The sequence below is a fragment of the Pseudalkalibacillus sp. R45 genome, assembly GCF_052246725.1.
GTDB lineage: Bacteria > Bacillota > Bacilli > Bacillales > Fictibacillaceae > Pseudalkalibacillus.
Genome location: NZ_JBQQCL010000001.1, coordinates 893,054 through 912,235, shown reverse-complemented (window position 1 = coordinate 912,235; position 19,182 = coordinate 893,054). Strand labels below are relative to the sequence as shown.

Annotated in this window: 16 protein-coding genes; all 16 read left to right on the top strand. The window is 43.0% G+C overall.

Translation table 11 applies throughout. The annotated features are described in order from the left end of the window. Nucleotides 1-11 precede the first annotated feature (11 nt). The 16 genes from ACTWQL_RS04350 to ACTWQL_RS04275 all read left to right on the top strand — a co-directional run bounded on the left by ACTWQL_RS04350 (nucleotide 12) and on the right by ACTWQL_RS04275 (nucleotide 19,142). Nucleotides 12-911, top strand: coding sequence for a carbohydrate ABC transporter permease (locus tag ACTWQL_RS04350; protein ID WP_443141180.1), 900 nt, complete (start codon nucleotides 12-14; stop codon nucleotides 909-911). After that, on the top strand, nucleotides 911-1,735 hold the full coding sequence (locus ACTWQL_RS04345; protein ID WP_443141179.1) for a carbohydrate ABC transporter permease: 825 nt from the start codon (nucleotides 911-913) through the stop codon (nucleotides 1,733-1,735). Before ACTWQL_RS04350 ends, ACTWQL_RS04345 begins: the two co-directional genes overlap by 1 nt. 15 nt (nucleotides 1,736-1,750) lie before the next feature. Next, complete coding sequence (locus ACTWQL_RS04340) at nucleotides 1,751-3,511, top strand: glycoside hydrolase family 2 protein (RefSeq protein ID WP_443141178.1); 1,761 nt, start codon at nucleotides 1,751-1,753, stop codon at nucleotides 3,509-3,511. 5 nt (nucleotides 3,512-3,516) lie between these two features. After that, nucleotides 3,517-4,728, top strand: a complete 1,212-nt coding sequence (locus tag ACTWQL_RS04335) for a family 1 glycosylhydrolase (protein WP_443141177.1) — start codon at nucleotides 3,517-3,519, stop codon at nucleotides 4,726-4,728. A gap of 132 nt (nucleotides 4,729-4,860) precedes the next feature. Beyond that, nucleotides 4,861-6,018, top strand: coding sequence for a galactokinase (locus tag ACTWQL_RS04330; RefSeq protein WP_443141176.1), 1,158 nt, complete (start codon nucleotides 4,861-4,863; stop codon nucleotides 6,016-6,018). Nucleotides 6,019-6,033: 15 nt separating this feature from the next. Further along, a complete protein-coding gene (gene galE / locus ACTWQL_RS04325) occupies nucleotides 6,034-7,038 on the top strand; it encodes a UDP-glucose 4-epimerase GalE (RefSeq protein WP_443141175.1) in 1,005 nt (334 codons plus the stop codon). Between the two features lie 16 nt (nucleotides 7,039-7,054). Next, a complete protein-coding gene (gene galT, locus ACTWQL_RS04320) occupies nucleotides 7,055-8,593 on the top strand; it encodes a UDP-glucose--hexose-1-phosphate uridylyltransferase (protein WP_443141475.1) in 1,539 nt (512 codons plus the stop codon). Continuing rightward, nucleotides 8,590-9,519, top strand: coding sequence for a DUF5107 domain-containing protein (locus tag ACTWQL_RS04315; protein ID WP_443141174.1), 930 nt, complete (start codon nucleotides 8,590-8,592; stop codon nucleotides 9,517-9,519). Before galT ends, ACTWQL_RS04315 begins: the two co-directional genes overlap by 4 nt. A gap of 260 nt (nucleotides 9,520-9,779) precedes the next feature. After that, nucleotides 9,780-10,736 (top strand): mannose-6-phosphate isomerase, class I, encoded by a 957-nt coding sequence (manA, locus tag ACTWQL_RS04310; protein ID WP_443141173.1) that lies wholly within the window; start codon nucleotides 9,780-9,782, stop codon nucleotides 10,734-10,736. Between the two features lie 131 nt (nucleotides 10,737-10,867). After that, nucleotides 10,868-12,121 (top strand): Nramp family divalent metal transporter, encoded by a 1,254-nt coding sequence (locus ACTWQL_RS04305; RefSeq protein WP_443141172.1) that lies wholly within the window; start codon nucleotides 10,868-10,870, stop codon nucleotides 12,119-12,121. Nucleotides 12,122-12,152: 31 nt separating this feature from the next. Further along, entirely contained in the window at nucleotides 12,153-13,169 is a 1,017-nt protein-coding gene (locus ACTWQL_RS04300; RefSeq protein WP_443141171.1) for an NAD-dependent epimerase/dehydratase family protein, read from the top strand. Continuing rightward, nucleotides 13,169-14,242 carry a dihydrodipicolinate synthase family protein gene (locus tag ACTWQL_RS04295; RefSeq protein WP_443141170.1) on the top strand — a complete coding sequence of 358 codons (1,074 nt, stop codon included), beginning with the start codon at nucleotides 13,169-13,171 and terminating at the stop codon, nucleotides 14,240-14,242. The genes ACTWQL_RS04300 and ACTWQL_RS04295 overlap by 1 nt, the downstream gene beginning before the upstream one ends. An 11-nt stretch (nucleotides 14,243-14,253) precedes the next feature. Further along, complete coding sequence (locus tag ACTWQL_RS04290) at nucleotides 14,254-15,591, top strand: hypothetical protein (RefSeq protein WP_443141169.1); 1,338 nt, start codon at nucleotides 14,254-14,256, stop codon at nucleotides 15,589-15,591. A gap of 20 nt (nucleotides 15,592-15,611) precedes the next feature. Further along, nucleotides 15,612-16,307, top strand: a complete 696-nt coding sequence (locus ACTWQL_RS04285; RefSeq protein ID WP_443141168.1) for a YesL family protein — start codon at nucleotides 15,612-15,614, stop codon at nucleotides 16,305-16,307. After that, entirely contained in the window at nucleotides 16,300-18,099 is a 1,800-nt protein-coding gene (locus ACTWQL_RS04280) for a sensor histidine kinase (RefSeq protein WP_443141474.1), read from the top strand. The genes ACTWQL_RS04285 and ACTWQL_RS04280 overlap by 8 nt, the downstream gene beginning before the upstream one ends. Then, nucleotides 18,084-19,142 (top strand): response regulator transcription factor, encoded by a 1,059-nt coding sequence (locus ACTWQL_RS04275; protein ID WP_443141167.1) that lies wholly within the window; start codon nucleotides 18,084-18,086, stop codon nucleotides 19,140-19,142. The genes ACTWQL_RS04280 and ACTWQL_RS04275 overlap by 16 nt, the downstream gene beginning before the upstream one ends. Nucleotides 19,143-19,182: the final 40 nt, after the last annotated feature.

Below are 19,182 nucleotides of genomic sequence, written 5' to 3'. Positions count from 1 at the left end.
GGCACACGTTCATGCAGGAGACGAGATTCTCTAAGTTTACATCATCATTGTTTGTTCTGCCTTATTTGATCGTGTTCGTTGCTTTTTTGCTGATCCCTCTCATATTCGGAGCCTATATCAGTTTTCATGATTGGGATCTGCTTGGCAGCGATCACCGCTTTGTCGGTCTTGGGAATTATCTGAAGATTTTCGATCCGTCCACTTATTTTCATTCTGTATTCATGACTGGATTATGGAATACATTGACATTCGTCGTCTTATCGGTACCTATCCTTGTCATTGGGGGACTGTTGCTCGCTTTATTGGTCGAGCACCTGCCGGAAAAGCTGAAAGGCATTTTCCGGACGATCTTTTTCATTTCCTATTCGATTTCGGTATCCGTCATTGCCGTATTGTGGTTATGGCTGCTGGACACCAACTCCGGTCTTTTCAATCACCTGTTGTCTAAGATCGGCGTGGACCCGATCCAGTGGCTAACTTCGATGCCTTATGCCTGGATTTCTATCGTGGTAGCGACGGTGTGGTGGACGGTCGGATTCAATATGATCATTTTTATCAATGCATTGAACGAGGTTCCGAATGAACTGTATGAAGCCGGATCGATCGATGGTGCGACGCCATGGCAGAAATTTTGGCGGATCACTTTGCCATCCATCCGTCCAATCATGATTTTTACGATTGTCACTTCGACAATTGCTTCTTTCAATATCTACGGACAGCCGTATTTGATGACCCGTGGAGGACCAGGGACATCGACCAAAGTACTTTTGATGGAAATCGTCGACCAGGCGTTTGTTCAGCGCCAGCTCGGGATGGCTTCCGCGATGGCGATTCTCATGGCCTTGATCATGATTGTCGTATCGATCGTCCAGTTCTGGTTGATTCGAAATAAAGAAGGGAATGAAGCCTGATGCGAAAACCGAAACCGATCCTCATCATCATCGCGGTCCTATTAGGAATCGTGTTTTTGATTCCACTGGTCTGGATGGTCGCCACTTCGTTCAAGACGGATGCGGAAGCGCTGACGAGCATGAGCTTGTTTCCAAAAGAATTTACATTTGATAATTACTTGTACACCCTGCTTGGCAAAGGACTGGATGTGCCGATCATCAGATGGCTGTTCAATTCGTTGTTCGTCGGTATCGTTGGGTCCGTGTTGGTGGTCCTGATCGATGCGATGGCCGCTTATGGACTGGCAAGGTTGAATGTCCCATTCAAAAAGTTCCTGTTTCCGATGTTCATCAGTACCTTGATGATTCCATGGGTCATCACGTTCATCCCGTTATACATGCAATTCGGGAACATGGGATGGCTGAACACGTATGCAGCGTTACTCTTCCCTTATACGGCGAATGCCTTTGGTGTTTTTCTTCTGTATCAATTTTTCAAAGGGTTCCCAAAAGCACTTGAAGAAGCGGCGGTCATCGATGGGGCGAACAAATGGCAGATCTTTTTCAGAATCATCATCCCTTCGGCTAAACCAATCCTTTGGACACTCGGGATTTTCACGTTCATGACGATTTACAATGACTTCCTATGGCCGCTTGTTTCAGTGAACTCGATTGAACTGCGGACGATTACGACAGGGATTGCGATCATGCAGCAAGGAAGCTTTGTATCATCTTATGGAAAGCTGATGGCGTTGACCACACTCGCAACACTTCCGATGATTGCAGTCTTCCTGGTGGGACAGCGTCAATTCATAAAAGGCATTACACAAACAGGAATCAAATAGAGGAGGAACTTGATAATGAAACAAAAACGGACCGAATATCCACGCCCCCAATTCCAACGTGACCATTGGATCAATTTGAATGGAGAATGGAACTTTGCTTTTGATGATCAAGACGAAGGGATGAAAAACGGGTGGTTCAAGAAAGGGTTGCCAGAAGACGCAATGAAGATCCAGGTTCCATTCGCGTATCAATGTGAAGAAAGCGGGATCCATCAGTTTGAATTCCATGATGTCGTCTGGTATGAACGCATGTTTACAGTACCTGAAGAATGGCACGGTCAAGAGCTGCATCTGCATTTTGGCGCTGTCGACTACAGTTCCTGGGTATATGTGAACGGATCGCTCGTCGGTTTCCACGAGGGGGGCCATACTTCTTTTTCCTTTGATGTAACACCGTACCTTGACGAACATAATACGAATCATCTTGTCATCCGTGTGGAAGATCCATCTGAAGATGAAACGATCCCCCGAGGGAAGCAATATTGGAAAGAGCAATCAGAATCGATTTTTTATACAAGAACGACGGGCATTTGGCAGACCGTATGGATTGAACCCGTGCATCCAGTCCATTTTTCATCGATCCGTTGGACACCTGATATTGACGATGGGAGTATCGGTCTTGAACTGGAGGTCAGCCGTCTCCCTGAAAAAATTGAAGCTGAAATTCAAATTTCCTTCACCGGGGAGACCGTCGTCAGTGACTCGATTTCCCTTCAAAACGCTTATACAAAACGGAGTTTCGATTTGCGCAACCGCTTCACCGGGCGGAGCAACATCCATGGATCCGGTTGGTACTGGTCACCGGAGCATCCGAATCTGTTTGATGTCGAACTCGTTTTGAAAAAAGAAGGATACGAGATTGATAGGGTGAAGAGTTATTTCGGCATGCGGAAGGTATCTATCGAAAATGGAGAGGTGTTATTGAACAATCGTCCGTATTATCAAAAGCTTGTTCTTGATCAGGGGTATTTCCCATCTGGCTTGTTGACCGCACCGAGTGACGGTGACCTTAAAAAGGATATTCTGCTAGCCAAAGATATGGGATTCAACGGTGCGCGCAAACATCAGAAAATCGAGGATCCACTCTACTACTATCATGCAGATACACTCGGTTTTCTTGTCTGGGGTGAAATGGCCAACGCAGCAGAATATAGTGAACAAGCTGCTGCCCGTTTGACACGTGAATGGATCGAAGCTGTGGAGCGTGACTACAGCCATCCATCCCTCATCGTATGGGTTCCGATCAACGAAAGCTGGGGGATATCACGGGTCGAGCGGGATCCGCAGCAGCAATCCCATTCATTGGCCATGTATCATCTCACAAAATCCCTCGATACGACCCGTCCAGTGTTATCGAATGAAGGCTGGGAACATACGCGTTCGGATATTTGCGGCATTCATAATTACCGATTGGCAAACGAAATCAAGGAGGCGTATGCCACGCAAGAGAGCGCGATTTCCACCTTTCCGGCGAACCGATCCATCTATGCAAAGGGTTTTGAATACGATGGGAAACCGATCATGATCACGGAATATGGGGGAATTGCCTATAAAGTTTCAGGAGATGGGTGGGGGTATTCCTCTGTCCAGAGCGGCGAGGATCTCATCAAGGAATATGAAAACGTGACCGATGCCCTCTTCGGTTCTCCTATTGTGAAGGGATTCTGTTACACCCAGCTGACCGATGTGGAGCAGGAAATCAACGGATTGCTGACATATGACCGTCAACCGAAATGTGATCTTTCTGAAATAAAAGCAATCAATAGTAGAAGGTGATTGATATGGATAATTTTTCATTCGCAGTCGGAATTGAAGATACTTTTGTGACGCAAACCGAACGTGGAGAACGTCCTCTTGATGAATATGTCCTGACCCAGCACTATGAAAATTGGAAGGCCGATCTCACCCTTGCCAAAAACACCGGAGCCAGGATGATCCGCTATGGGATCCCCTGGCATCAGGTGGAAGAGACCAGAGGCATCTACAACTGGTCATGGGTGGATCAAGTGATGGACTACTTTCGGGAGAATCCTGATCTCGTACCAATCATCGACCTGATGCATTATGGAACACCCCGGTGGCTGAAGCAGGAGTTTATAAATAGGGAATACCCAGAAGCAGTTGCGCGTTACGCGAAAGCCTTTTTCCAGCGTTATCAGGATGTGACGCCATATTTCACACCACTGAATGAGCCTTATGTAAATGCTGAATATTGCGGTCTCCTTGGAAAATGGCCACCCTATCAAGAAGGGTTGGCAGGGTTCAATCAATTGATGATGCAATTGGGGAAAGGGATTGTCATGACGGTGGAAGAAGTGAAATCCATTCTTCCTGACAGTATCGCCGTCCATGTGGATGCCACCAAAAAGTATATCGCGAAGGACGCTTCCCTTGAGATGGAAAGAGATCGATGGTCTGAGCTTTCTATGTATTCGTGGGAGATGATCCAGGGGAAGCTTGGTGATAATGACGTCCTGCGCCCATGGATCCAGGAACACGGTGTAACGGATGGGGATCTTAATTGGTTCTCTGAAAGAAAGATCACCCCGGATATCGTGGGTGTCAACTTTTATCCACAGTTCAGTGTCCATGACGTAGAGCGGGGGCCTTCGGGTGTCCGCCTTCCGCACCGGATGGGGACGGGTAGGGATATGATCGATATCATCGATCGTTTTCTGGAGCGATATCAAAAACCCGTCTTCATTACGGAAACAAGTTATCGAGGAACAGAACAGGAACGGATCGACTGGCTGCATGAAAGTCTACAGGAAATCAAACAAGAGCGGAAAAGTGGGAAAGACATCCTAGGATATACGTGGTTCCCATTCTTGGACCTTGTCGATTGGGAATACAGGACTTCTGGCAAATCCGTGGAGGAAGAGCTTCTCCCATTTGGACTATATACGTTACAATCGAAAAATGGACAGTTGATCCGGATGAAAAATACTGTAGGCGACGCCTTTGAACAGGAGATAAAAAAGTTTTATCCATAGAAAGACACGTTTGAAAAATTATGGTACGATTAAGTAAATTAAATTAATTAACAAAGTTTCAAGAATCACAAAACGAGGTACTCACTAGGGATGTAACCTGTTAATGAAATGATAGAAACAGAGGTGGTCCGGATGGAAGAATTGAAACAATGTTTTATTGAGCAATTCGGTGAACAGGGTAATTTGACGTCATACTTCGCTCCAGCCCGTGTGAACTTGATCGGGGAACACACAGATTATAATGGTGGCCATGTATTCCCATGCGCTCTTACATTAGGTACATATGCTGTAGCTAGAAGACGTGAAGATCGGGCGATACGATTTTATTCGATGAATTTTGAGGAATCAGGCATCGTCGACGTTCAAATCGATGATCTGCGTTATGAGGAACAACATGATTGGGCGAATTATCCGAAAGGGGTAGCTGTAATTTTCCAACAAGCCGGATATGAGATCACCACTGGGTTTGATGTCGCCTTTTATGGAGATATCCCCAATGGGGCGGGGTTATCATCTTCCGCTTCGATTGAAATGGTCACGGCCGTCATATTGAAAGATCTTTTCAACCTGCAGATCGATCGAATCGAAATGGTGAAACTCGCCCAAAAAGCTGAAAATGAATTCATCGGCGTCAATTGCGGCATCATGGATCAATTCGCGATCGGAATGGGGAAGAAAAACCATGCCATTCTACTGGATTGTAATACGTTGGAATATCAGTATTCACCGATCAATCTGAAAAATGAAAAGCTGATCCTTGCCAATACGAACAAGCGGCGAGGGTTGGCCAATTCCAAATACAACGAAAGAAGAGAGCAATGTGAGGCTGCTTTACACACTTTGCAAGAAAAGCTGGACATCCAATCCCTAGGTGACCTGACTACAGAAGAGTTCGAAGCAAACAAGCACCTGATCCCCGATAAGATAGTCGGTAAAAGAGCAAAACATGCAGTCTACGAGAATAATAGAACGATAGAGGCCGTTGAAAAATTGAACGCGGGTGATATCAGAGGGTTTGGAAAACTGATGAATGAATCGCACATCTCTCTGCGTGATGATTATGAAGTTACCGGAAAAGAATTGGATGTATTGGTGGAAGCTGCATGGAACGAAGGAGCGGTCGGTTCGAGAATGACCGGGGCAGGGTTTGGCGGATGCACGATAAGTATCGTTCCTGATGATCGTGTTGATTCTTTTATAAAAGTGGTTGGAGAAACCTACAATGCTCAAACAGGACTTGAAGCTGAATTTTACGTGGCTGATATCGGGGATCAAGCGAAAAAGTTATAAAAGGAGGGAATGCGAATGGCTGTATTAGTATGTGGTGGAGCGGGATATATCGGAAGCCATGCGGTAGCTCAACTGTTGGATCGGAATGAAGAGGTCGTCGTTATCGATAATCTGCAAAAAGGACACAAGCAAGCTGTATTGGAAGGCGCCAACTTTTATAGAGGTGATCTGCGGAACGAGACTTTCTTGGATACCGTGTTCAAAGAAAACGCTATTGATTCAGTGATCCATTTTGCTGCTGATTCATTAGTAGGAGAAAGCGTCGGGGACCCACTGAAATATTATGATAACAATGTATACGGAACGACCTGCTTGTTGCGTACGATGGCAAAGCATGGCGTGAAGAACATCGTTTTTTCCTCGACGGCAGCTGTCTACGGGGAGCCAGAGCGAATCCCGATCTATGAGACGGATGCTACCGTGCCTACAAATCCCTATGGAGAAACGAAATTGGCTATCGAGAAAATGCTGAAATGGGCAGAGCGGGCACATGGAATCGGCCATATCATCCTCCGTTACTTTAATGTAGCCGGAGCAGATTCCGAGGGAAGAATAGGGGAAGATCATGACCCGGAAACCCACCTCATTCCGATCATCCTTCAGGTAGCGCTCGGTAAAAGGGATAACATCCTTATTTTTGGTGACGACTATGAGACCCAAGACGGGACATGTATCAGGGATTATATCCATGTGACTGATCTGGTGGAAGCGCACTTGCTCGCCATTGAAAAATTGATGGACGGACATGATAGTGCCATCTACAATCTTGGTAATGGTAAAGGGTTCTCGGTGAAAGAAGTCATTGAAGCTACCCGAAACGTAACAGGGCATGAAATTCCAGCGCAAGTTGTGGAAAGGCGGGCGGGGGATCCTGCCAAATTGGTCGCATCCTCAGAAAAAGCATATCGGGAGCTTGGTTGGGAGCCGAAGTGCACGGATCTTGAAGAAATGATCGGGTCTGCCTGGAGATGGTTCAAAGAGAATCCGGACGGTTATGACCATGAAAAATCCGATGGATGAGGTGGAAAATATGGACGTGAATATCTACAAAGAAATCGAACGTTTAATCCAGTATGGTCTGCAGAAGAACATGATTTCGTCATGGGATGTCGATTACCTCCGGAACACGCTCTTGGAAACTTTCAACCTTGATGCAGCCGAACCAGTGATCGTAGAAGCAGAAAACCTTGAAACCCCGTTTGATATTCTCGAGAATATGCTTGAATATGCAATAGATGAGCAGTTGATCCCTGATGATACAGTAACCCAAAGGGATTTGTTCGATACAAGAATCATGGGTCGGTTAGTACCGCGGCCTAGAGAAGTCATCCGTCAATTTTATGAGCTCTACAAGAAAGCGGGTCCGGAAGAGGCGACCAATTATTTTTATGAGCTCGCAAAATCATCTCATTATATTCGAACAGATAGAGTCGCCAAAAATGTCAACTGGTCCAGCACGACGACTTATGGGGACATGGAAATCACAATCAACCTTTCTAAACCGGAAAAGGATCCGAAAGCGATTGCTGCAGCAAAGGAAAATACATCTGTAGCCTATCCGAAATGTCTGCTCTGTAAGGAAAATGTCGGCTATGCAGGGAGACTCGATCATCCTGCCCGCCAGAACCATCGGATCATCCCCATTGAACTGACGGGTCAAAGATGGTTTTTACAATATTCACCATACGTCTATTATAACGAACATGCCATCGTATTTTCTGAAGAACACAGTCCTATGAAAATATCAAAAGAGGGGTTCGGGCGGTTACTGCACTTTGTAGAACAATTTCCTCATTATTTCGTCGGTTCCAATGCAGATTTGCCGATCGTCGGAGGCTCGATTTTAAGCCATGACCATTTTCAAGCTGGCCGTCATCCATTTCCAATGGAGAAAGCTCCTATTGAGGAGTCGATGGATTTCGATGATTATCCTGGTATAAAGGTTGGCAAGGTGAAATGGCCGATGTCCGTCATCCGCCTCCAGGGTGAGGACAGGGCGGATATCGCGAACCTGGCAGATAAAATCCTTCAGAGCTGGAAGTCCTATGATGATGAGAGTTTGGATATTGTTTCTGAAACAGATGGTACCCAACATAATACGATTACCCCGATCGCCCGAGTCAGGAATGGAGTGTTCGAACTCGATCTTGTCTTACGGAATAACCGTACGAGTTCAGCCCACCCGATGGGGATTTTCCATCCACATGAAGAAGTACACCATATCAAAAAGGAAAACATCGGTCTGATTGAAGTGATGGGATTAGCTGTGCTTCCGGGTCGATTGGTAGAAGAGATGGATGTACTCGCCCGACATATGCTGAAAAACGACTTGGATACGGAAGCGATCATGGATGAACGAACAAATAAACACGTGGATTGGGCAAAGCAGATTATAGCTACCCATCCTCAATTGAACGCAAATAACATTAAGGAAACGTTGAAACAGGAAATCGGACGAACCTTTTCAAGAGTTTTGGAACATGCCGGCGTCTTCAAACGGACACCAGAGGGGGAGGAAGGATTCAGACGTTTCTTAAAGACGGTAGAGTGGTGTAATCAGGAGGAGCTTAGATGATCAGGCAATCGACTTTCAAGGGGATCGATTCTATCATTCTAGAAAATGATCAGATTCAGGTTACGATCCTTCCGGGATACGGTGGGAAAATGGCGAGTTTTTATGATAAGGAAGCGGGGTACGAGTGGCTTTTTCAATCGAAAGGGGAACAATTGAAGATCCCTCCCTATGGAGCTGACTATGCTGTTTTTGATTCAAGCGGTTTTGATGAAATTTTTCCAGGAATCGATCAAGGCCCGCACCCGAATGATCTTAAGTTGATCCCGGACCACGGTGAAGTATGGGCATTGCCCTGGAATGTAATAGAGCGTTCCTATGGAGTGGATCTTGAAGTGAAAAGTCCCACCTTTCCCTATCGTCTTTTAAAACAAATCCATTTGAAGGTTGATGGCATCGAACTGCGTTATCAAGCTTTGAACGAATCCGATGAGGATTTTCCGTTCATCTGGACGGCCCACTCCCTGGTGAATATGAATCAGGCCACAAGCATTGCTCTTCCACAGGATTTATGTGAAATTATGACGGTGGAACACGGATCAAAACATCTCGGTGAATGGGGGACGATCCATCCTTATCCGTTAACGAAATCACAACGAACGAATCAACCGATCGATTTATCCCGGTTCGATCATCAGGAAACAGAGAATATGGAAAAGTTCTATTTTATTGACCGTCTCAAAGAAGGATGGTGCAAGGTGGTACAGGGGGACATAAGCAGAACACTTACATACCGTTTTCCTCCAGACAAAGTCCCATACCTGGGCATCTGGAAAACGGAAGGTGGCTACCGTGGAGAATATAATTTTGCCCTTGAGCCGTGTACAGGCGTTTATGATGACGTATATGTCGCCAACAAAATTGACAAAGTTTCAAAGATCCCAGCTAATGGAGCCTATTCATGGACGTTCACGATGGAGATAGGGTGAGTGGGGACGGTTCTCGTGCTTCCTTTTCGAATCAATGTCGAAAAAGAAAAGAGGACTATAGTCTGTCTCCCACCGGTTCTTGTCACAATTCGGATGTAAAACGCTTGTCGTTTTACACCATTTTTGTTTTATAGAGGATGTATCTGTTGAATTTCGATATGAATTTATTGGCAATACTGTACTTTAGGGTGATTTTTCCCCAAAAACAGACGATTAAATGTTAAAGTATTTTGTAAAAGCAACTAATCGAGGTGTCGAGATTGTATAATGAACCTATTTTTCTGAAACCGGTTTTTAAAGATCGAATCTGGGGCGGGACGAAACTGCGTGAAGCATTCGGTTATGAGATCCCGACTGAGACGACTGGGGAGTGCTGGGGGATTTCCGCACATCCGAACGGTCCAAGCAAAGTATTGAACGGACCATTAGAAGGGAAGACGCTCGACCAGGTATGGGACGAGCACACTGAACTGTTCGGTAACCAGGATGGCGATGAATTCCCATTGCTCGTTAAAATATTGGATGCAAAGACGGATCTTTCTGTCCAGGTGCATCCGGATGATTCGTATGCGCGCAAAGTTGAAGGAGAGCCGTACGGTAAAACGGAATGCTGGTATATCATCGACTGCGAACCAGGGGCAGAGCTCGTTTATGGGCATCACGCCAGGTCGAAAACGGAGTTTGAACAGATGGTTGCAGAAAACCGTTGGGATGACCTGCTTCGGAAGGTTTCGATTAAGCCAGGTGATTTCGTCTATGTGCCGAATGGAACGATCCATGCAATCGGTACAGGTACGATGATCCTTGAAACACAGCAGAGTTCAGATGTGACATACCGCGTCTATGATTACGATCGCCGTGATGCGGAAGGGAATACGCGTGAACTTCATATCGAGAAATCCATTGACGTTGCAATGATTCCACATGAAGACGCCAAGTTCGAACCAGTGGAGTCTGTAGTGGAGGGCTTGAAAGAGTCAAAGCTCATCCAAGAGCATTATTTTACCGTTTATCGTTGGGAGTTGGAAGGAGCGGTTGATCGTTACAAGAACCCGGCTTACTTGCTTGTCAGCGTTTTATCAGGTGAAGGTGAAGTGACAACTGAAGGCGGTAAATCCACTTTTAAAAAAGGCGACCATTTCATCCTTCCTTCGACAGTGAAGCAATTTTCGCTTAATGGGAATGCTGAATGTATCGTGTCACATCCAACTGTATAATTTAGATAGCCAATCGGTAGTGTTATCGATTGGTTTTATTTTTGGTCTAATTAAAGACTTGTCTTTAATTAGGTTTTCCTCCTAAAATGATATTAAATTCAGAAAATTTAATAAAAAGGAGGAGGGAAGTTATGAAAGTCGAGGCAGGGAAAAATCCACCGTTAAAAGTTAAGCCAACAGAAACAGGAATGAAAAAGTGGGTTAAAAGCTTAGGACCAGCCTTAATTACCTCAGCTTTGGTATTAGGTCCAGGTAGTTTAACGTTATCTTCTAAGTTTGGGGCCATTTATGGAATGAATTTGTTATGGGTCATTGTAGTGGCAATAGGGTTTATGATGCTGTTTACGGAAATGAGTACAAGAATCGGTCTTGCAACCAACCAATCTTTTATTACAGTCATGCGTAACAAATGGGGTAAAGGTGCAGGAATCGTCATAGGGATCGGTGCTTTTTTAGTCACAGCTTCGTTTCAGGCAGGAAATGCTCTCGGCTCGGGCTTTGCTGTATCAACCATTTTCGGAGGCTCATCCGCTGCTATATGGATTGTTGTCATAACCATTGCAGGAATTCTATTGTTATTTGCTAAGAATTTTTATAAAGTTCTAGAAACCTTAATGATTGTGCTTGTTGTACTAATGCTTGGCTCCTTCTTATTTACGTTACTCGTCACCAAACCTGATGTTGGAGCAATTTTTTCTGGCTTTGTTCCAACAATTCCTTCTGGTTCGATGCCTCTAATCATTGCTTTTGTTGCAACCAGCTTTTCAATTGTCGGTGCTTGTTATCAGTCCTATCTTGTCCAAGAAAAAGGCTGGACCAATATAAATAAAAGAGAAGGTATAAGAGAAAGCATCACTGGGATATTCCTTTTAGGGTTCATATCAGCAATCGTAATGATCTCGGCAGCAACCGTTCTTATGCCGCAAGGAATACAAGTCAACACCATCGGAGAGATGGGATTTGCTCTTGAACCTCTTTATGGGAATCTGGCAACTTTTGTTTTTATGATCGGACTTTTTGGAGCTTCATTTTCTTCTTTAACCGGAAATGCTACCATCGGTGGAGCCCTTTTATCTGATGCACTTGGCTTTGGATCCAAGTTAAAGGACTCTAAAGTTCGATACTTTATTATGGCTGTAATGATTCTAGGTTCAACAGTTGCACTTATTTTTGGTCAAATGCCGATTGAACTAATTATTTTTGCTCAGGCTATAACAATTGTAGTCGTACCACTTATCGCTATCGCATTACTGGTCGTTGCTAATGACAGAAATATTATGGGGGAGTTGAAAAACACTCCATTAAAAAATGTAATAGCATTGTTAGGAATAATTGTTTTAGTAATGTTAGCTTTTAACAACATCTATAATATCTTTATCGCTTAATTGGAAACTTACTTATAAAGGAGTGGAAAATATGAGAACCGTAGAAGAGTTAGAAAATAAGATGACGGAACCTTCTGAAAAATTGATTAGTGATTTAATGAAAATCGACGGTGACATTATGATTCTAGGAGTTGGAGGGAAGATGGGCCCAACTCTGGCGATATTGGCAAAAAGAGCGATTGATGAAGCGGGTCTTCAGAAGAAGATTATCGGTGTTTCACGTTTTTCCGATGGGGCACTTCAAAAGAGACTCGAAGATTACGGGGTTCAAACCATTGCGGCAGATCTATTAGACGATGAGCAGGTCCAGAACCTTCCTCATGCGGATAACATCATTTATATGGCTGGGAATAAATTCGGGACGACTGGAAACGAACATTTCACATGGGCGATGAATGCTTATTTGCCTGGAAGAGTTGCTGAACGTTTTAAAGATTCAAGGATTGTTTCTTTTTCTACGGGAAATGTGTATCCGCATACATCTGTTTTACGGGGAGGCACTTCTGAAGATCAACCAACTGCTCCTGTTGGAGAATATGCTCAATCCTGTCTTGGTAGGGAACGTATCTTCACCTATTTTTCTCAGAAATACAATATTCCTATGGTGCATTTTCGCTTGAATTATGCGATTGATTTACGGTATGGGGTCTTAGTTGATGTAGCTAACTCTATTAAAAATCAGCAACCGATTGATTTATCCTTGGGACATGTAAATGTGATCTGGCAAGGGGATGCCAATGAAATGGCATTACGTTCCCTGATTACTTGTGACACTCCTCCAACTATATTGAATGTGACGGGGCCTGAAACCCTTTCGATTCGTTGGTTAGCTGAACGGTTAGGCGAAGAGATGGGTATCACACCCATTTTTGATAACGAGGAAAAAGAAACAGCTCTATTAAGCAATGCTTCAAAAGCTCACAAGCTATTTGGTTATCCATCAGTATCAGTCAGGGAGATGATTGAATGGACTGGAGACTGGTTGATGAATGAGGGAGAAACAATTAATAAGCCGACCCACTTTCAAGAACGAAAGGGTGCATTTTAATGCTGAAACCTGAATTGAAAAAAGCTCTTGATGAAGGTGTTGTCATTCCGGCCCATCCTCTTGCCCTGACTGAAGACAGACAATTGGATGAAGAAAGGCAAAAGGTTTTGACGAAGTATTACATAGCATCTGGTGCAGGTGGTGTTGCGATAGGGGTTCATACAACCCAGTTTGAAATCCGGGATAACGAGGTGGGTCTTTATGAACCAGTATTAAAACTAGCTGCAGAAGAAATCGACAATGCCAGGCTGGACCGTCCTTTCCTTAAAATAGCGGGGATATGCGGGCGAACCGATCAAGCACTCGAGGAAGCAAAGCTAGCAAAATCTTTAGGCTATGATCTTGGACTTGTCAGCAATGGTGGATTGGGGGATTGGAGTGAAGAGGCATTACTAGATCGCACTAGAAAAATAAGTGAGATTATACCGGTGTTTGGTTTTTACCTACAGCCTTCTGTCGGCGGCAGGATATTTTCGTATGAGTTTTGGCAGCAATATGCAGAAATCCCTGGTGTAATGGCTATTAAAATTGCTCCATTCAATCGGTACCAAACGCTGGATGTTGTAAGAGCAGTTTGCCATTCAAGCCGCAGAGATGAAATTGCCCTCTATACGGGCAATGATGATAACATTGTTGCCGATCTGCTTACGTCTTTTCGATTCAACATAGGCGGAGAGATCATTAAGAAAGATATCGTCGGGGGATTATTAGGTCACTGGGCGGTATGGACGAGAACAGCAGTAGAACTATTGGAAATGGTAAAAGAAGCGAAAAAACAAAAACATCTTACGGGTGAATTACTAGAATTAGGGTCTGAAATCACTGATGCAAATAGTGCATTTTTCGATTCGGCGCATCATTTTAAAGGATGTATTGCTGGAATCAACGAAGTATTAAGAAGGCAAGGTTTATTGAGGGGTAGGTGGTGTTTGGATCCAAAGGAAGACTTAAGTCATGGACAATCGGAAGAAATATCACGGATATATAAAGATTATCCGCATTTGAATGATGATCTTTTTATAAAAGAAAATTTGAACAATTGGATTACAGAAAGTAAGCAGGTCACTTCTTAGGGAGAATAATGATGAGTGATTGTATTCGGATCGGGATCATCGGGCCTTCGATGATTGTGGACACTATCAAACAAGCGATCAAAGGGTTTCCGAGTTTTACACCGATTTACAAGGTTTCAGACCAAATTGAAGATGCCCCGGGTTTTGCGATGGAGCTGATGGATAAAGTTGATGTTCTGTTGTTTTCTGGTTACACGCCTTACCAGTTGACGAAGGAAACGGTTAACATCACGATTCCTGCTCACTTTATTCCGTTGAAAGGCTCAAGTCTTTATCGGGCTCTTTACCAGGTGAAAAGCCAGAAGGCAAGCATCCGTTGTCTTTCTGTAGATACCCTTTTAAGGGAAGAAGTCCTTAAAGTTTGTGAATCTTTAGGTGAAACCATCGATCAGATAGAACTTTTTGAAGGAAAGGCATATAAACAAAAGGAACAGGCTGTAATGTTCCATGCAGACAACATGCTCAAAGGACAGTGTGATGCCGTATTAACAGGTGTAAAAGTAGTAAAGGAAGCCCTTTTGAATTTGGATGTGGAGTCAGTATGGGTGACGCCTACTGAAGAAGATATCATTGTGTCCCTTGAGCGTGCTTTATTATCAACTGAAAAAAGACGGGAAAAAGAATCTCAGATCGTGTTCGGAATCATCCAAGTAGAACAGTTCGATCGATTGATTGAAAAAGAATCCTCTGAGCAAGACATTCAGCGTTTGAAATTGAATCTGAACAGCAGGATATTGGATTATGTCGAATGTCTTGAGGGCTATTTGACAAGCCTCAATGGTAATGAATATCTTTTCATGACTACTCGGGGGATTTTCGAAAGGGTCACGAAAGGATATAAGACGATTCCACTTTTGAATGAAATCAAACGTGAGATGAAGTTATCATTAATGATGGGGATCGGCTTCGGACGCTCTGCGAATGAGGCGGGGACAAATGCTAGACTGGCTTTGAAGCAGTGCAAGGATCATGGCAGTAATCAATGCTTCATTGTAAGAGAGGACCGGAGTGTGATCGGACCTGTAAAAATGGAACAGCCGATGGTCTATGAATTGGCTGTGACCGATCAGCATTTGTTGGAGAAAGCTGAAAAAGCTGGGATGACTGCAAATTATTTATCCCGGCTTATCGCACAAATAGGCCGGAATGGAAGACTGACCTATACCGCTCAAGAAATAGCCGGGATTATCGGTGTGACGATCAGGAGTACCCACCGCATACTCCTTCAATGGCTGGATGCAGGTCTGATTGAAATAGTCGGGCAAGAAAAAATAACGACGAAAGGGAGACCTCGACAGATTTATCGTTTGTTTTTCATTGAAGAATATATGTCTGCAAAAAACGAGTGACATATTTCAAGAGTTAAAAGATGAATTTACAGAATATTAAAACACCTGTGATGAGGAGTGATCAATACACAATGGAGGGAACAGCAGGGATATTCCACAAGGTTTCTGTATGGGTGATGAGAGCCATATATTTAAATTTTCTATGGATTTTGTTTACATTGACTGGTTTGATTTTGATTGGGATTGGACCTTCAACAATAGCTATGTTTGAAGTAATAAGGAAACTTTTTCGACAAAAGGAAGGCGTTTCCATCTTCTCACTTTTTGTTTCTTCATTCAGAAAGAATCTCCTCAAAGGCAACATTTTTTTCTATTTCTATGCTTTATTGGCAGGGGTAATTTATATCAATTTTACGTATTTCAACAATTTTAATGGATTCCTTTACGATGTCATTTCCTCTATTTTCGTGGTATTTGCCTTCCTCCTCCTGTTGTCGGTCTGTTACATCGGACCCGTGTTCAGTCATTATCAGGCGTCTTTCTTCGAATATATCAAGCTTTCATTCTTAATTCCTTTCATCATCCCGTTGGAATCATTGAGGATTCTGGCAGGGCTGTTCAGTGTGGCCGTTTTGTTTGCTGTGTTGCCAGGGTTACTCCCATTTCTATTTGTAAGTCTGCCAGTTTTCATTACGAGTTATTTTGCTCAGCGCGGATTTGATCGGGTATCCCCAAAAACAGCACTCAGGGGGCCAGTGGGTGAGAATAATGGATAAGCTTCGTAACAAGTCCATCAAAACGAAATTGATCTTATTAATCATTTTTTTCCTATTAGTTCCTTTCTTGATCTTCAGTTACATATGGTACCAGCAGTCCACAAGGATAATCGAACAAAATGCGATTGATTATAGTAAAGAATTAGTTGAACAGCAAAACCGTTATTTGGATTCTTATTTTTTGAACTTGGAACGTGCTACACTCCCTCTAGTCAATCATCCCTTAATTCAAGAGTTTTTAAAAATTGAACCAGAAGATCAGTTCAATTATTTTTTGGTTTCGCAACAAATCGAGAGGGAGGTTCTTCCAGAATTACTAGGGAGGGGAGATATTTCTTCTTTTCAGATCATCACAGAAAACAGGGCATCCCTTTCTATTGAAACTTTGGAGAAATTCATAGACTATCAAAACCACGATGGGGCTGAGATACTTGGATTCAACTTACGAGGCATGGATGATAAATATAATCTTAGAGCCCCTACGATCCAATTGACCCGTCCATTTTTAGATACCGATTCCTATGAAAATAAAGGTATGATGCTCATTGACTTGAAGATCAATCATCTGAAGCAGATTGCAGACAAGACGCGCCTCGGGGAAACTGGGTTCATCTGGATTTCGGATCAAAGGGGCCAAGTCCTTTATCATCCCGAGACTGAAAAAATTGGGAAAGACATGGAAGCTGAATACTTCAAAGAAATAGAAGCTCCACAAATGGGTTCTTTCATCAAAGAGATTGAGGGTCAGAAGAAGTTGGTGACATTTCATCAATCTTCTGTGACCAATCTTATGATTCTATCAGAAGTTCCTTTAAATGAAGTTATCGGTGGATTGATCACACTTAAGAAAATGACGATGACCATCGGTTTAATTCTTATTCTTACAGTCCTTTTATTAATTGGCGGTTTTTCTTATTCACTGACTAGATCGCTTACCGATTTACAAGGGCTGATGGAAGAGACAGAAAAAGGGAATTTGAAAGTGAGGGCAAGGGATAATCGAAACGATGAAGTAGGAAAGGTCAACCGAAGCTTCAATAACATGGCTGATGAACTGCAAAGATTAATTGAAGTGGTCCATCAATCTGAATTACGGAAGAAAGAAATGGAAATCAAGCAACGTGATTCTATGTTGAAAGCGATGCAATCCCAAATCAACCCCCATTTTTTATATAACACGTTAGAACTGATTAATTCCCATGCGATTATCGAGGAAAATGGAACCATCAGCCGGATTGCATACTCATTAGCTGATATGTTTCGGTATAACTCCAATCAAGACCAATTTGTTACTTTGGAAGAGGAAATGGAACACGTAAACGCCTATTTAGACATACAAAAAGAACGTTATACCAACTTAAAAGTAATACATGATTTCAACAAAAATGAACTAAAGGCTGTAGACGGTATTCGTCTCATTCTCCAGCCCATCATTGAAAATGTATTCGAACATGGCTATGAAAAATCAGGCCTGGAACCGTCAATCATCCATATCAAAGGATGGTATTGCTCTGAGGGCTATGCAATTGACATTACCGATCACGGAAACGGAATGTCTGAGGAAGTGAAAGAGAAATATCAAAATGCGTTTGAATCAACAAATGAGGAACTAGGCAGCATCTCGAGTCCGAAAAATCAAATAAACAGAATCGGGTTATGGAATGTACATTCTAGATTACGATTAACTTTCGGAGATAATTACGGGCTGCAGATTGTAAAATCAGATCCTAGTGGTACAACGATTCGAATGGTGCTACCGAAAAAGGGGGAGGAAAAATGTTTCGTGTCATGATTGTGGATGATGAACCAGTCATAAAAAAGAGTGTAAGTAAATTGATCTCTATGGAACATGCGAACTTCAAGGTGGATGATTATGCCAACAATGGCCTCGAAGCCTTCAAGAAAGTCCAGAAGAATGCACCCGACTTGATCATAACGGATGTAAGGATGCCTCGAATGGATGGGATCGAGCTGATCCAAAAAATAGGTGAGATTACAAAGAATATCAAAGTAGTCGTTATCTCTGGATACGATGAATTCGAATATGTTCAGAAAGCCTTGCGGCATGGGGCAGTAGATTATGTACTGAAGCCGATCAAACCAAAAACGTTTCACGAAGTGATGAAAAAAGTAGAGGAACAACTCTATCAAAATAATCTCTTGAAACCGGAAACTAGGGATTGGCTTTGGAAACAGAAGAATTTAGCCGATCAATTGATTGAGGCGATATGGAATATCAATTCAAGTCAATGTAATCAGTTGCTTGAATTATGTTCGAACTCAATTGAAAAGAAAGCTTTGGATTCATATACGACCAATCAGTTTTATCTGGATTTATATCGATACCTGCATAAAGAAATCCTCCTGAAGCTTGATAAAGAATATGAAGAGCTATCAGATGTACCTATCAATCTTCTGGATACTTCAGATAAGGCATATGGAACGGTTAAGAGTCTAATTACAGATTTATGCAACGAAGTCCAACAGAGCCGGAATTGGAACAGTTACTCCAAGGTTCAATTGGCCCTCCATTATATTGATGAAAATTATAAAAGTACGGACCTTACCTTACAAGCTGTGGCTGAAGAAGTGGGGATCTCCCAAACCTATTTCAGTAGACAGTTCAAAGAAGAACTGGGGATAAGCTTTATCCATTATGTAACAAAAATGAGAATGGAGGAAGCTCAAAGATTACTGAGAAACGTGACCTTGAAAACGTATGAGGTTGCGGATTTAGTAGGTTACATCGATTATCCTCATTTCACCAAAACATTCAAGAAGTATACCGGTATGTCCCCAAAGGATTTTCGAAAAGGCTTGAAAATTATGAATTGATAAGGATTGATAACAAAAGACAGAAAATTTCAAAAAAACA